Consider the following 13,309-nt stretch of genomic DNA (forward strand, 5'->3'; position numbering starts at 1 on the left):
CCTGCCACCGACACCCCGCCGTCCGGCCGCCGTCAGCCGGACGCCTGCTCCGCGAGCCGTGCCGCGACCTCGCGCGCCACGCGCAGCGCCGAGCGCAGGTCCGCCTCGCGCAGCGTCTGCACGTCCGCGCCCGAGACGGTGCCGGACGTCTCCACGTGCACGGCGACGTCCGCGAGCCCCGCCGCGGGCAGGCCCACGGCGGTCCAGGGCCCCCCGACGCGCCGCGCGACCTCCGTCGGGTCGGTCCGGCGCCCGTGGCGCTCGCGCGGCAGGCCGAACCACATGCCCCGACCGTCCTCCACGGCGCCCGCGACCTGCTCCCACTGCGCGCTGCCCAGCGCCGCCGCGGCGGCACCGAGGTCGTCCGCGCCGCTGCCCGCGAGCACGCCGAACGAACGCGTCGCGAAGCGCGAGCCGCCGTGCGCGACGACGCGCGCCCCGGCGCCCTGGAGCATCCGGACGACGTCGGCGAGCGCGCCCGTCGCGACTTCGGTGGTCACCGAGCGGATCCGCGCGAACCCCGAGAACGTGGGCACGGTGCCCGCGAGGACGTCCGGCAGCTGCGGCTCGCGCAGCACGACGACCGGCTGCGCGCCCGGGACCGCGGCCCGCACGCGACCGAGCAGGCCCGTGAGCCCGTCGCCGAGCGACGCGACGAGCGCGCGCACCGCGCCCGGGTCGCTGAGCACCCGGTCACCGCGCGCCAGGTAGAGCGAGCCCGCGAGCGTCCACGGTCCCCGCACGGAGAGCACGAGCGGGCCGGTGTACCCGTACGCGGCGATCGCGAGCTCGTCGACCTCCTCGCGCAGGTTCGCGTGGCAGCGCTCGAGGTCGCGCCCCGGCCGGTCGGCGAGCTTCCAGCCGTGCGTGCCGAGCTCGACGGGCATCTCCGTGAGCAGGGACGCCGTCCGCGCCACCGAGTCCGCCCAGGGCCCGCGCCCGGGCAGCTGCGCCGCGACGGGGAGCCCGGTCACGCCCTCGGGGACGGCCGTGAGCTCGCCCAGCAGGGTCGCCTGCGCCTCGTGCAGCCTCGTGCCGGGCCACGGCCCGAGCAGGCTGACCCCCGTCACCGCGCCGTCCGCGTCACGGTCGCCTCGGCGAGCACCCGCGTCCCGTCGTAGAGCACGGCGGACTGGCCGGGCGCGAGGCCGCGCAGGCCGGCGTCGACCACGACCTCGACGTCGCCGGACGCCCCCGCCACCGCGCGCGCCCGGGCGGCGAGCGGCGACCCGTGCGCGCGCACCTGGACGCTGCAGTCGAACCACGCGCCGTCGGCCGGCGGGGCGAACCAGACCGCGTCCGTGCCGTGCAGGCGCGTCACGGTGAGGAGCTCGGCCGCGCCGACGACGACCGTGTTGCTCGCCGGGCGCACCTCGAGCACGTACCGCGGCCGCCCGTCGGGCGCGGGCCGGTCGAGCGCGAGGCCCTTGCGCTGCCCGACGGTGTACGCGTAGGCGCCGTCGTGCCGCCCCACCACGGCGCCCTCGGCGTCCACGACCTCACCCGGCCGCGAGCCGAGCCGCCGGCGCAGGAAGCCCTGCGTGTCGCCGTCGGCGACGAAGCAGATGTCGTAGGAGTCGGGCTTCGCCGAGACGCCGAGCCCGCGCGCGGCCGCCTCGGCGCGGACGTCGTCCTTCGACGCCGCGTCGCCGAGCGGGAACATCGCGCGCGCCAGCCGCTCGGGGCCCATGACCGCGAGCACGTAGGACTGGTCCTTGGCCGCGTCGCGCGCGCGGTGCAGCGAGCGCGTGCCGTCGTCGGCGATCTCGACCCGCGCGTAGTGGCCGGTGCAGACGGCGTCGAACCCGAGCGCGACGCCCTTGTCGAGCAGCGCCTCGAACTTGATGTGCTCGTTGCAGCGCACGCACGGGTTGGGGGTCCGGCCGGCCTCGTACTCGGCCACGAAGTCCGCGACCACGGTGCGCTCGAACGTCTCCGACAGGTCCCAGACGTAGTACGGGACGCCGAGCACGTCCGCCGCGCGCCGCGCGTCGCCCGCGTCCTCGATCGAGCAGCACCCGCGCGAGCCGGTGCGGTACTCGTCGCGGTCGCGCGAGAGGGCCATGTGGACGCCGACGACGTCGTGCCCCGCGTCGACCGCACGCGCCGCGGCCACGGCGGAGTCGACCCCGCCGGACAGGGCTGCCAGGACGCGCATGCGCCCAGGGTACGGGCGCGCGGCGGGCGTGCGGACGCGCGTCCCGCGGGCCACACTGCGGCCATGACCGAGCCGGGCACCGCGCCGCGCGGCACCGCACCCGGTGCGCCGCCCGCACGGTTCCTCGACCTGTGCCTCGACGCGCGCGACCACCACGCCCTCGCCGACTGGTGGTGCACCGCGCTCGGCTACCGCCGCGCCGAGCCGCGCGCCGGCGACGCCGCGGCGCCCGAGGACCCGGTGCTGCTGGTCGACCCGACCGGGGCCGCGCCCCGCCTGTGGGTCAACCCCGTGCCCGAGCCGAAGGCCGTGAAGAACCGCATGCACGTCGACGTCGTGGGCGACCGCGACGCGCTGCTCGCCCTGGGCGCGACGCTGCTGCGCGCGCGCGACGACGCGATCCACTGGGACGTGCTGGCCGACCCCGAGGGCAACGAGCTCTGCTGCTTCGCCCCCGACGACTGACCCACCGCGCCCGGCACGCGCCGCCTCAGGCCCGCCGCGCGAGCCGCCGCCGCTGCGCCGCGACGTAGCCGCGCGCCCGGCGCGCGCCCCCGCGCAGGGCGATCGCCGTCTCGAGCGACGCGAGCGCGCGCTCGACCGCCGCGACGTCCGGCGACCAGCCGCGGCGCTCGCACTCCTCCAGCCAGTCGACGACGCCGCGGTGGCCGCGCTCGCCGTTGCACCGCCCGCACGCGGGCACCTCGTTCTCGAGCCACGACGGCCCGCCCTTCGCGCGCGGCACCAGGTGCTCGCGCGTCGGCACGACGAGGCCCGTGAAGGCGCGACCGCACCAGACGCACCGCGCCCCGTCCCGCTCGACCGCGAGCCGCAGCCGCTCGGTGCGCGGACGACCTGCCGCACCGGTACCGCTCATCGCACGACCGTACGTCGCTAGCGTGGCCCGGTGACCACCGAACGCGACGTCCGCCTGCGGGACGGCAGCACCCTGCGCACGTACGACACCGGGCCGTCCGGCGCGCCGACCCTCGTGTGGCACCACGGGTCGCCGCACACCGGCCCGTTCCCGCCGCCGCTCCTGCCCGCGGCGGCGGCCCGGGGGCTGCGGCTGGTGACGTACGCCCGCCCGTCGTACGGCGGCTCCACGCCGCGGCCCGGGCGCGACGTCGCGTCGGCGGGCGACGACGTCGCGCAGGTCGCCGACGCGCTCGGCCTCGGGCGCTTCGCGACCTACGGCCACTCGGGCGGCGGCCCGCACGCGCTGGCGTGCGCCGCCCTGCTCGGCGACCGCGTCGTCGCCGCGGCGTCGATCTCGGGCCTGGCGCCGTTCACGGGCGACGACGCCTGGTTCGCGGGCATGGCCTCCGACGCCGCCCTGCGCGCGGCCGCCGAGGGCCGCGAGGCGCGGGCCCGGTACGCCGAGATCGAGGAGTTCGACCCGACCGTGTTCGTCGAGCGTGACTGGGCCGCGCTCGAGGGGCCGTGGGCCGCGCTGGGCGAGGACGCGGGACGGGCCGGGGAGCAGGGCGACGACGGCCTCGTCGACGACGACGTCGCCTTCACCGTCCCCTGGGGCTTCGACCCGGCGGCGATCGGTGCGCCGGTGCTGCTGGTCCACGGCGACCAGGACCGCATGGTCCCCGCGTCCCACTCGGTGCGGCTCGCGGAGCTCGTGCCGGACGCGGAGCTGTGGCTGCGCCCGGGCGACGGCCACATCTCCGTGCTGGACCGGTACGACGCCGTCGTGGGCTGGCTCGCCGGCCGGCTCGGCTGAGGCGCCCGGCGCCGGGCGGGGTGCTCTCGCCGTCTCACGGTTCGGATACACCCGGTCCACGGCTCAGCCCGCGCCGGGCACGGGCCGATGACAGGCCATGGACATCACGCAGCAGCCCGGCTTCGCCGAGACGCACGCGGGCATCCGCCGCTCGTTCGGCGACGCGTGGGCGGAGCGCTTCTCCCTCGCCGCGCCGCTGATGATCGGCGACCCGACGAGCCCGCTCTACCGCGCCTTCCTCGAGGGCCTCGAGGCGCACGTGGTGGGCGCCGTCGAGTCCGAGGCGCTCGCCTGGGGCCGGTGCCAGTCGCTCATGGCGGAGGTCGCGGCGTCCGTCGTCGCGGAGGCCGAGGCCCTGCTCCTCGAGCCCCGCTGACCCTCCGCGGGCGCCTCGGGGCGTCCGGGCGCACCATGGTCGCCTCGCCCGCTCGCTGTTCGGCACGGAGGCCCGCCCATGACCACGACCGACGACGGCGCCCGCAGGGTCGCCGCGCTGCTCGCCGACGAGCGCACGGCGATGCTCACCACGACGGCGCCCGACGGGACGCTCATGAGCCGGCCGATGGCGCTGCAGGAGGTCGAGCCCGACGGCGACCTGTGGTTCTTCGCGCAGCGCTCGTCCCGCACGGTCGCCCACCTGGCGGCCCACCCGCAGGTCAACGTCACCGTGTCCTCGGCGTCGACGTGGGTCTCGCTCACGGGCACCGCGCGCGTGGTGACCGACGACGCGAGGAAGCGCGAGCTGTGGAGCACCGTGGTCGAGGCGTGGTTCCCCGACGGCCCCGACGACCCCGAGGTCGTCCTCCTCGAGGTCGAGGGCGACTCGGCGGAGTACTGGGACACGCCGGGCGGCCGCGTCGCGAGCCTCGTCAGCTTCGTCAAGGCCAAGGCCACCGGACAGCCCTACGACGGCGGCGAGAACGAGCGCGTCGAGCTCTGAGCCGCGCGTCGCCGCCCGGGGGCCCGCACCGCGCGACGCTCAGTCGGCCTGGTCGTAGCTCTCGACCACGCTGACGCTCACCGCGAAGTCGACGGGGAACGCCCCGAAGAGCAGCCGCCCGGCCTCGGCGGCGGCGTCGCGGACCGCCGCGGCGACCTCGTCGGCGACCTGCCGCGGGGTGTGCACCATGACCTCGTCGTGCAGGAAGAAGACGAGGTGCGGCCGGCCGTCGAGCTCCCGCAGCCGACGCCGCAACGACGCCATCCAGCACAGCGCCCACTCGGCCGCGGTGCCCTGGACGACGAAGTTGCGCGTGAACCTGCCCCAGTCGCGGGCGCGTCGCCGGACGGCGCGCACGTCGTCGGCCTCGGCCCCCTCGCTCGACGCCGCGCGCAGCGCGTCCGCGAACGCGGGGCGCGGCGAGGTGCGCCCGAGCCACGTGGAGACGACGTCGCCGTGCTCGCCCGCGCGGGCCGCGGCCTCCACGAGCGCGATCGCGTCCGGGTAGGCGCGCGTGAGGCGCGGCATGAGCGCGCCCGAGGTGCCGGTCGTCGCGCCGTAGATCGCGCCGAGCATCGCGTACTTCGCCTGCTCCCGCGTCTCGACGATCCCCGCGCCGACGAGACCCTGGTAGAGGTCGGCGTGGCGACCCGCGGCGGCCATCGCGGCGTCGCCCGACATCGCCGCGAGGACCCGCGGCTCGAGCTGCGCGGCGTCCGCGACCACGAGCAGCCGGCCCGGGTCCGAGCGGACGGCGGCCCGCACGCTCGCGGGCAGCTGGAGCGCCCCGCCGCCGCTCGTCGCCCACCGGCCGGTGACCACGCCGCCCGGGACGTAGTCGGGCCGGAAGCGGCCGTCGTGCACCCACTGCTCCATCCACGCCCAGCCGTTGGCGCTGAGGAGCCGGGAGAGCTTCTTGTACTCGAGCAGGGGCTCCACGACCGGGTGGTCGAGCGCTCGCAGCTCGCCCTTGCGGGTCGAGGAGACGTCGAGCCCGGCCGAGCGCAGAGCGCCGAGGAGGTCGGCCTGGGAGTCGGGGTTGAGCGACGGCCGGCCCAGCGCCGCGCGCACCTGCGCCGCGAGCTCCTCGAGCCGTGCGGGCCGCCCGCCCCCGCGCGGCCGCTCGCCCAGGGTCGCGGTGAGCAGGCGGTCGTGCGCCGCCACGTCCCACGGCATCCCGTCGTAGCGCATCTCGGCCGCGATGAGGGCGCCCGTGGACTCGGCAGCGAGCAGCAGGCGCAGCCGTCCGGGGGCGCTCGCGCCTGCGACCGCGTCGAGCTGGAGCGCGAGCTCGTGCGCCGGGTCGAGCGGTGCGCCGCGCGTCTCCGGCGCCGCGTCGAACAGCGTCGCCACGGCGGGCGGCTCGTCCGCGGCCGCCTCGTCCCACGGCCCGGGCGCCGCGTCGGCGAGCGCCGAGCCCGCGCACAGGACGCTCCGCCGCAGGATGGCGTGGCACAGCCGCAGGTCGTGGCAGCGCTCGACGCGCACGCCCGCGCGGAGCAGGGGCGGGTACCGGCGCGCCGTGTCGTCCCAGACCCACCGCGGCGCCGCCCCGTCGTCCCGGGCGGCCTCGTAGGACGCGACCACCTGCGGCAGCCGGTCGCGGCCCACCCGCTCCTGGCCCTGGGGCGTGCCGTCGTCGGCGCACCGGCGCAGCAGGACGGCGTCGGCGCGCTCGGCGTCGTCGAGCACCAGGACGAGGCTCACGTCACCAGTCTCCCGGCCGCCGCCGACACCGAGGCGGCCCCCCGACGCCGCCCCGGGTGCGGACGGGAGCGGAAGCGCGGCGCGCTCCGGGGCGGGCTCAGCGCGCGGCCGACGCGAGGCCGGCGGCGCGGGCCCGCTCGACCACGCCGGGGAGGGCCGCGACGACGGCGTCGACGTCGGCGCCGGTCGAGGTCCGGCCGAGCGAGAAGCGCAGCGCGCCGCGGGCGTCGTCGGGCGCGACGCCGCACGCGAGCAGCACGTGCGAGGGCTGCGGGACCCCCGCGCGGCACGCGGAGCCCGTCGAGCACTGGATCCCTGCCGAGTCGAGCAGGTACAGCAGCGAGTCGCCCTCGCAGCCCCGGAACGTGAGGTGGGCGTTGGCCGGCAGGCGCGCGGGCTCCCCGGCGGCCCCGGCGGACCCGGCGGGTGACGCCGCCCCCGGCCGCCGCGCCGGCGCAGCCACCGGGTCGGGCCCGCGCAGCACGGCGCCGGGCACGGCGCGACGGACCTCGTCCACGAGCCGGTCCCGCAGCGCCGCGAGGCGCACGGCCTCGGCCGGTCGCGCGGCCACCGCGAGGTCCACCGCGACGGCGAAGGCGCGCGCGCCCGCGGCGTCGACGGTGCCCGAGCGCACGCCGCGCTCCTGACCGCCCCCGTGGAGCACGGGGGCCAGCGCGAGCTCGCGCCGCGCGACCAGTGCGCCGACGCCGACCGGTCCGCCCACCTTGTGCGCCGAGACCGTCATCGCGTCGAGGCCGCTCGCGGCGAAGGAGACGTCGAGCTGCCCGACGGCCTGCACGGCGTCGGCGTGCACCGGCACGCCCCGCGCGTGGGCCGCCTCGACCACCGCGCGGAGCGGCTGGACGGTGCCGATCTCGTTGTTGGCCCACATGACGCTGACGAGCGCGACCTCGTCCGCGTGCGCGGCGAGCTCGGCCTCGAGCGCGGCGACGTCGACGGCGCCGTCCGCGTCCACGGGCAGCAGGACCACCTCGGCGCCCTGGACCTCGAGCCACCGGGCGGGGTCGAGGACGGCATGGTGCTCGACCGCCGAGACGAGGACACGGCGCCGACGCGGGTCCGCCGCGGTGCGCGACCAGTACACGCCCTTGACCGCGAGGTTGTCCGCCTCCGTCCCGCCCGCCGTCAGCACGACCTCGCTCGGGCGCGCGCCGAGCCGGGCCGCGAGCAGCTCCCGGGACTCCTCGACGACCCGTCGCGCGGCCCGGCCCGCGTCGTGCAGCGACGACGGGTTCCCCGTCCGACCCAGCTGCTCGACGAGCGCCTGCACCGCGAGCGGGTGCATCGGCGTGGTCGCCGCGTGGTCGAGGTAGGTCACGCCACGAGTCTAGGAGCGGCCCCGACGCGCCCCCGGCCCACGGCGTCCCAGGCTCCTGCACCGCACGTCCACCGGACCCACCCCGCGACGCGGCCGGAATGGTCACGACCCGCGCACCTGCGGCTGGCAGAATTCGCGCGTGATCCCGCCCGTGCCCGCGCTGAGCGCGCCCCGAGCCTTCAGCGGCTCACGCCTCGGCTGGGCGGACCTCCCCCGCCACGTGCGCGCCCGGATCGTCGAGCTCGCGGGCGCCCAGGTCACCTCGGAGACGAGCGCCACGAGCGGGTTCAGCCCGGGCTACGCGGCGATCCTCGAGCTCGGCGACGGCACCGAGGTGTTCGTCAAGGCGGTGTCCCCCGAGCAGAACCCCGAGTCCCCCACGCTCGCCCGCGCGGAGGCCCTCGTCGCGGGTGTGCTGCCGGACGGCGTGCCCGCCCCCCGCCTGCTGTGGTCGCACGACGACGGCTCGTGGGTGCTGCTCGGCTTCGCGGCGGTCGAGGGCTCGTCGCCGGCCCAGCCGTGGCGCCCCGACGAGCTCGCGCGCGTGCTCGACGCGGTCGGCGACCTGGCCGACGCGGGCACGCCCGGGCCGGCCGGCCTGCCGACGCTCGCCGCGACGCTCGCGGACGTCGTCACCGGCTTCGCGAGCCTCGAGGCCGACGGCGCGGCCGTGGACCGCGCGGTCGCGGAGGCCGGGCCGCACGGCGCGTGGCTGCGCTCCCGCCTCTCCGACCTCGTGACCTGGGCCGACGACGCCCTCGCCGCCGTCGCGGGCGACACGCTCGTCCACGGCGACCTGCGCGGGGACAACGTCATGCTCGGCCCGGAGCGGGTCTGGCTCATCGACTGGCCGCACGCGGCGACCGCCGGGGCGCGCTGGTTCGACCTGCTCGCGATGCTGCCGAGCGTCGCGATGCAGGGCGGCGGGGACCCGTCGGCGCTCTTCGCCGCGCACCGCAACGCGGCCGGCGCCGACCCGGACGCGGTCCGCGCGGCGCTCGCCGGCATCACCGGCTACTTCGTGCACGGGTCCGTCCAGCCCGCGCCGGTCGGCATCGCCAACCTGCGCGCGTTCCAGCGCGCGCAGGGCGTCGCCGCGCTCGGCTGGCTCCGCTCGCTCTGACGCTCTGACGCCCGGGCGGCCGCGGCGTCCCGGACGGCCCGGCTCTCAGCCCTGCTTGATCCGCCGGATCTCGGCGGCCGCCTGAGGCAGCACCGTGAACAGGTCCCCGACCACGCCGAAGTCGGCGATCTCGAAGATCGGCGACTCCGGGTCGGAGTTCACGGCGACGATCGTGCCCGAGGACTGCATGCCGCCGCGGTGGTGCACCGCGCCCGAGACGCCCGCACCGATGTAGAGCCGCGGCGAGATCGTCACGCCCGTCTGGCCGATCTGCGCCTCGTGGCCGATCCAGCCCTCGTCGGTCGCCACGCGCGTCGCGCCGACGGCGCCGCCGAGGGCGTCCGCGAGGTCCTCGACGGGCGTGAAGTCGCCCTCGGTCCCCCGACCGCCGACGACGACGACCTGCGCCTCGCCGAGGTCGGGCCGGTCGGACGCGGGCCGCGGCGTGCGCTCGACCAGCCGCGCGGCCGCCGTCGCGGGCGCGGCGACGTCGTGCGTGACGACCTGCGGGCGGGCCGGTCCCGTCTCGGGCGCGACCGCCTGGACCGCGTTGGGCTTGAGCGCGACGACGGCGCGTGACGTCGTCGTGCGGGCGCGGAGCGTCCACGTGGCGGCGAAGGCCTGCTGGACGGCGACGACGCCGTCGGGGCCGGGCTCGACCGCCGAGGAGTCGACCATGAGGCCCGCCCCGGTGGCGAGCGCGAGCCGCGCGGCGGTCTCCTTGTTCTCGAACGTCGAGGCCAGGAGCACGGTCGAGGCCCCCACCGCCTCGACGACCGCGCCGAGCGCGGTGCCGCGCTCGGGCGGCAGGAGGTCGGCGGCGGCGGGCAGCTCGTGGACCCGGCCGACCCCCCACGCGCCGAGGCGCTCGACGGCGGCCTCGGGGACGCTGCCGACCCAGGCGGCCTCGATCGGCCCGAGCGCGCGTGCGACCGTGAGCAGCTCGTAGGCGGACGAGCGCGGCTCGTCGCCGTGGTGGTCGACCACCACGAGCACGGGTGCGCCGGTGGCGGGCGTCGGGTCGGTCATCGGGTCCTCCGGCGGTCGGTGGTCGGTGCGGGCGGGCGGCGGGCCGGCACGGCGTGGGCGGTGCGGCGCGGCGGCCCGGTCAGACGAGGTGGTTCTCGACGAGGAAGGCGGCCAGGCGGAGGCCCGCGTCGCCCTCGTCGGTGACGAGCACGCGGTTCTCGCGCGGGGGGCGCGGCGTCGCGTCGAGGACCTGGGTGCGCGCGCCCGCGGTGCCCACGGCGCCCGGGTCGACGCCGAGGTCGGCGAGAGACCAGGCGGCGACGGCCTTCTTGCGCGCCGCCATGATCGCCTTGAAGTTCGGGTAGCGCGGCTGGTTGGACTGGTCGGTCACGCTGACCAGCGCGGGGAGCGGCGCCTCGACGACCTCGGTCGCGTGGTCGAGCTCGCGCCGCACCCGCACGGTGCCGGCCGCCGGGTCGAGGGTCAGCTCGGCCGCGAGGGTGGCCTGCGGCAGGCCCAGGTGACCCGCGAGCAGCGTCGGGACGACGGACATGAGGCCGTCGAGCGCGGCCATGCCCGTGACGACGAGGTCGACCGGGCCGTCCTGGGCGACGCGGCGCACGGCCGCGGCGAGGACGAGCGCGGTCGCGAAGGCGTCCGAGCCCTCGAGCGCGTCGTCGAGCACGTGCACGGCCTCGTCCGCGCCCATCTGGAGGGCGCGACGCACGGCGTCCTCGGCGTCGGCCGGACCCATCGTCACGGCGACCACCTCGCCGCCGTGCGCCTCGGCGAGGGCGACCGCCGCCTCGACGGCGTTCTCGTCGAGCTCGTTGAGGGTCCCGTCGCCCTGGCTGCGGTCGACCCGGCCCTCGGGCGTGAACCCGCGCTCGGCCTGCAGGTCGGGGACGTGCTTGACGCACACGACGATCCTCATCGGCACAGCTCTCCAGTTCACCCGAGGTCCGGCGGTCACGAGCCCGCACGGTCGACCCCCGGAAGGCTACCGCCGCGCCGCCCGGCGCGCGGCGGCCGCCCGCCGGGCCGCCCAGGGCCCGCCCGTCGGCCGAGCGCGGGCGGGAGGCGCCGCGGGGCTGCGTGCCGTCGGGCGCCGGCGTGGTCCAGACTGTCCCCTTGTGAGCGCTCTCGTGGGTAGCCGTGCCCCCTACCGGCTGGGCGTGCACCTCATCGACGACGGCGCGGACGTCGCCGTCCTCGCGTCGCACGCCGAGGCGGTCGAGCTGTGCCTGCTCGACCCGGACCCGGCGTCGGCGGACGGGTGGTCGGAGCGACGGATCGCGCTCCGGGGGCCGGAGCACGGCGTGTGGTTCGCCCGCGTGCCCGGGATCCGGGCCGGCCAGAGGTACGGCTTCCGGGCGCACGGCCGGTGGGACCCCGCTGCCGGACTCCGGTACAACCCCGCGAAGCTGCTCGTCGACCCCTACGCGCGCGGGCTCGCGGGCGACGTCGTGCTCGGGCAGGCCGTCCACGGGCACGTCGTCGACGACGAGGGGCGCACGGTCGGTCCCCAGCCGGAGCCCGACCCCACCGACTCGCGCGCGCACGTGCCCCACGCCGTCGTGGTGGACGACCGGTTCGACGCGCCCCCCGTCCCGCGCCCGCAGGTGCCGTGGGAGGACACGGTGATCTACGAGGCCCACGTGCGCGGCCTGACGATGCGGCTGCCGGGCGTGCCCGCCGAGCTGCGCGGCACCTACGCGGGACTCGCGCACCCCGCGACGATCGCGCACCTCCTCGCGCTCGGGATCACGACGGTCGAGCTGCTGCCGATCCACGCGATGGCGAGCGAGCCGCACCTCGTGCGCCGCGGCCTGACCAACTACTGGGGCTACAACACGCTCGGGTTCTTCGCGCCGAACCCGCGCTACGCGACGCGGGCCGCGCAGGACGCCGGCCCCCAGGCGGTCCTCGCCGAGGTGAAGGGCATGGTCCACCTGCTGCACCGCGCAGGCCTCGAGGTGCTGCTCGACGTCGTCTACAACCACACGTGCGAGGGCGGCACGGACGGCCCGCAGCTCAGCTGGCGGGGTCTCGACCCGACCGTCTACTACCTGCACGACGGCGGCATGCCCGCGCGGTTCGCGGACGTCACCGGCTGCGGCAACTCGCTCGACTTCCGTCGTCCGCGCGTGGTCCAGATGGCGCTCGACTCGCTGCGCTACTGGGTCGCGGACGTCGGCGTGGACGGGTTCCGCTTCGACCTCGCGGTGACGCTCGGCCGGGACGACGACGGCTTCACGCCGCAGCACCCCTTCCTCGTGGCGCTCCAGACGGACCCCGTGCTCGCGGGCACCAAGCTCGTGGCCGAGCCGTGGGACGTCGGGCCCGGCGGGTGGCGGACGGGGGCGTTCCCCGCGCCGCTCGCCGAGTGGAACGACCGCTTCCGCAACGCGGCGCGATCCTTCTGGCTCGCGGACCCGGCCCAGGCCGCGCACGGGCGGCCCGGGCACGGGGTGCGCGACCTCGCGACGCGGCTCGCCGGCTCGGCCGACCTCTTCGGCTACAGCGACCCGCCCCTCATGCGCGGCGTCGTCGCCTCGGTCAACTACGTCACCGCGCACGACGGGTTCACGCTCGCCGACCTCACGCGCTACGAGCACAAGCGCAACGAGGCCAACGGCGAGAACAACCGCGACGGCACGGACGACAACCGCTCGTGGAACCACGGCGTCGAGGGCCGCGTGGACGACGCGGTGGTGGGCGCGGAGATCCTGCCGCTGCGACGCCGGTCCATGCGCAACCTCCTCGGCACGCTGCTCCTGTCCGCGGGCACGCCCATGATCACCGCGGGCGACGAGATCGGCCGCACGCAGCACGGCAACAACAACGCGTACTGCCTGGACGACGAGACGTCGTGGCTGGACTGGGAGCTCGAGCCCTGGCAGGTGGACCACCTCGCGACGACGCGCCACCTGCTCCACCTGCGTCGCACGCACCCGGCGCTGCGCTCGCGCGCGTTCTTCCGCGGCCAGCCCCGGGACGGGGCGCCGTGGCCCGACCTCGACTGGCGGCTCGCCGACGCCGGGCCGTTCGACCACCACACGTGGCACGACCCGGGCGTCCGCACGCTCCAGATGATCCGCTCGGCACCGCAGGGCGACAGCGCGCTCCTCGTGGTCAACGGGCTGCTCGACGTCGCCGAGGTCGTGCTCGCGCGCGGGCCCGGCGCGTCGTGGGAGCTCGTGTGGGACTCCGCGTGGGACCGCCCGGACGAGCTGCGCACGGCCGCGATCAACGGCGCGCTGCACCCGTCCCCCGGTGAGCGCACGACGCTCGAGCCCCTGAGCATGCGCCTCTACACCGCCGGCCCCTGAGCGGCC

General features: G+C 77.5%; 13 protein-coding genes. 6 read left to right on the top strand and 7 right to left on the bottom strand.

Annotated features, from left to right (window positions below; translation table 11 throughout):
* Positions 1-32: 32 nt before the first annotated feature.
* Together JIG38_RS10245 and mnmA are read right to left on the bottom strand one after the other, a co-directional pair.
* Positions 33-1,070 (bottom strand): uroporphyrinogen decarboxylase/cobalamine-independent methonine synthase family protein, encoded by a 1,038-nt coding sequence (locus tag JIG38_RS10245; RefSeq protein WP_199423690.1) that lies wholly within the window; start codon positions 1,068-1,070, stop codon positions 33-35.
* Positions 1,067-2,158, bottom strand: a complete 1,092-nt coding sequence (mnmA, locus tag JIG38_RS10250) for a tRNA 2-thiouridine(34) synthase MnmA (protein WP_199423691.1) — start codon at positions 2,156-2,158, stop codon at positions 1,067-1,069. Before mnmA ends, JIG38_RS10245 begins: the two co-directional genes overlap by 4 nt.
* A 63-nt stretch (positions 2,159-2,221) precedes the next feature.
* Between mnmA and JIG38_RS10255 the strand changes: the two genes are divergently transcribed.
* Positions 2,222-2,623: a VOC family protein gene (locus JIG38_RS10255; protein ID WP_199423692.1), complete on the top strand. Its 402-nt coding sequence runs from the start codon at positions 2,222-2,224 to the stop codon at positions 2,621-2,623.
* A gap of 25 nt (positions 2,624-2,648) precedes the next feature.
* Here JIG38_RS10255 and JIG38_RS10260 read toward each other — a convergent pair whose 3' ends face one another.
* Entirely contained in the window at positions 2,649-3,035 is a 387-nt protein-coding gene (locus JIG38_RS10260; protein WP_199423693.1) for an HNH endonuclease, read from the bottom strand.
* 30 nt (positions 3,036-3,065) lie between these two features.
* Between JIG38_RS10260 and JIG38_RS10265 the strand changes: the two genes are divergently transcribed.
* The 3 genes from JIG38_RS10265 to JIG38_RS10275 all read left to right on the top strand — a co-directional run bounded on the left by JIG38_RS10265 (position 3,066) and on the right by JIG38_RS10275 (position 4,833).
* Complete coding sequence (locus JIG38_RS10265) at positions 3,066-3,893, top strand: alpha/beta fold hydrolase (protein ID WP_199423694.1); 828 nt, start codon at positions 3,066-3,068, stop codon at positions 3,891-3,893.
* Between the two features lie 97 nt (positions 3,894-3,990).
* Positions 3,991-4,269, top strand: coding sequence for a hypothetical protein (locus JIG38_RS10270; protein ID WP_199423695.1), 279 nt, complete (start codon positions 3,991-3,993; stop codon positions 4,267-4,269).
* 78 nt (positions 4,270-4,347) lie between these two features.
* Positions 4,348-4,833: a pyridoxamine 5'-phosphate oxidase family protein gene (locus JIG38_RS10275; protein WP_199423696.1), complete on the top strand. Its 486-nt coding sequence runs from the start codon at positions 4,348-4,350 to the stop codon at positions 4,831-4,833.
* A gap of 39 nt (positions 4,834-4,872) precedes the next feature.
* Here the strand turns inward: JIG38_RS10275 and JIG38_RS10280 are convergent, their stop codons facing one another.
* Together JIG38_RS10280 and JIG38_RS10285 are read right to left on the bottom strand one after the other, a co-directional pair.
* Positions 4,873-6,540: a bifunctional 3'-5' exonuclease/DNA polymerase gene (locus tag JIG38_RS10280; protein WP_199423697.1), complete on the bottom strand. Its 1,668-nt coding sequence runs from the start codon at positions 6,538-6,540 to the stop codon at positions 4,873-4,875.
* Between the two features lie 97 nt (positions 6,541-6,637).
* Positions 6,638-7,879, bottom strand: coding sequence for a cysteine desulfurase family protein (locus JIG38_RS10285; RefSeq protein ID WP_307844786.1), 1,242 nt, complete (start codon positions 7,877-7,879; stop codon positions 6,638-6,640).
* Between the two features lie 139 nt (positions 7,880-8,018).
* Here JIG38_RS10285 and JIG38_RS10290 point away from each other — a divergent pair, with 139 nt between their 5' ends.
* A complete protein-coding gene (locus JIG38_RS10290; RefSeq protein ID WP_307844788.1) occupies positions 8,019-9,002 on the top strand; it encodes a phosphotransferase family protein in 984 nt (327 codons plus the stop codon).
* Between the two features lie 45 nt (positions 9,003-9,047).
* Here the strand turns inward: JIG38_RS10290 and JIG38_RS10295 are convergent, their stop codons facing one another.
* Positions 9,048-10,031: an electron transfer flavoprotein subunit alpha/FixB family protein gene (locus tag JIG38_RS10295; protein WP_199423698.1), complete on the bottom strand. Its 984-nt coding sequence runs from the start codon at positions 10,029-10,031 to the stop codon at positions 9,048-9,050.
* A gap of 79 nt (positions 10,032-10,110) precedes the next feature.
* Positions 10,111-10,905: an electron transfer flavoprotein subunit beta/FixA family protein gene (locus JIG38_RS10300; protein ID WP_199423699.1), complete on the bottom strand. Its 795-nt coding sequence runs from the start codon at positions 10,903-10,905 to the stop codon at positions 10,111-10,113.
* A gap of 199 nt (positions 10,906-11,104) precedes the next feature.
* On the opposite strand from JIG38_RS10300, the gene glgX reads away from it, so the two are divergent.
* Positions 11,105-13,303 (top strand): glycogen debranching protein GlgX, encoded by a 2,199-nt coding sequence (glgX, locus tag JIG38_RS10305; protein WP_199423700.1) that lies wholly within the window; start codon positions 11,105-11,107, stop codon positions 13,301-13,303.
* Positions 13,304-13,309: the final 6 nt, after the last annotated feature.

The sequence above is a fragment of the Actinotalea solisilvae genome, from assembly GCF_016464425.1.
In the GTDB taxonomy this organism is placed as follows: Bacteria; Actinomycetota; Actinomycetes; order Actinomycetales; family Cellulomonadaceae; genus Actinotalea; species Actinotalea solisilvae.

Excerpts from the sequence above, each read along its gene's own strand:
- JIG38_RS10275 (WP_199423696.1), top strand. The coding sequence starts at position 4,348 with ATGACCACGACCGACGACGGCGCCCGCAGGGTCGCCGCGCTGCTCGCC.
- mnmA (WP_199423691.1), bottom strand. The coding sequence starts at position 2,158 with ATGCGCGTCCTGGCAGCCCTGTCCGGCGGGGTCGACTCCGCCGTGGCC.
- JIG38_RS10295 (WP_199423698.1), bottom strand. The coding sequence starts at position 10,031 with ATGACCGACCCGACGCCCGCCACCGGCGCACCCGTGCTCGTGGTGGTC.
- JIG38_RS10300 (WP_199423699.1), bottom strand. The coding sequence starts at position 10,905 with ATGAGGATCGTCGTGTGCGTCAAGCACGTCCCCGACCTGCAGGCCGAG.
- JIG38_RS10260 (WP_199423693.1), bottom strand. The coding sequence starts at position 3,035 with ATGAGCGGTACCGGTGCGGCAGGTCGTCCGCGCACCGAGCGGCTGCGG.
- JIG38_RS10255 (WP_199423692.1), top strand. The coding sequence starts at position 2,222 with ATGACCGAGCCGGGCACCGCGCCGCGCGGCACCGCACCCGGTGCGCCG.
- JIG38_RS10270 (WP_199423695.1), top strand. The coding sequence starts at position 3,991 with ATGGACATCACGCAGCAGCCCGGCTTCGCCGAGACGCACGCGGGCATC.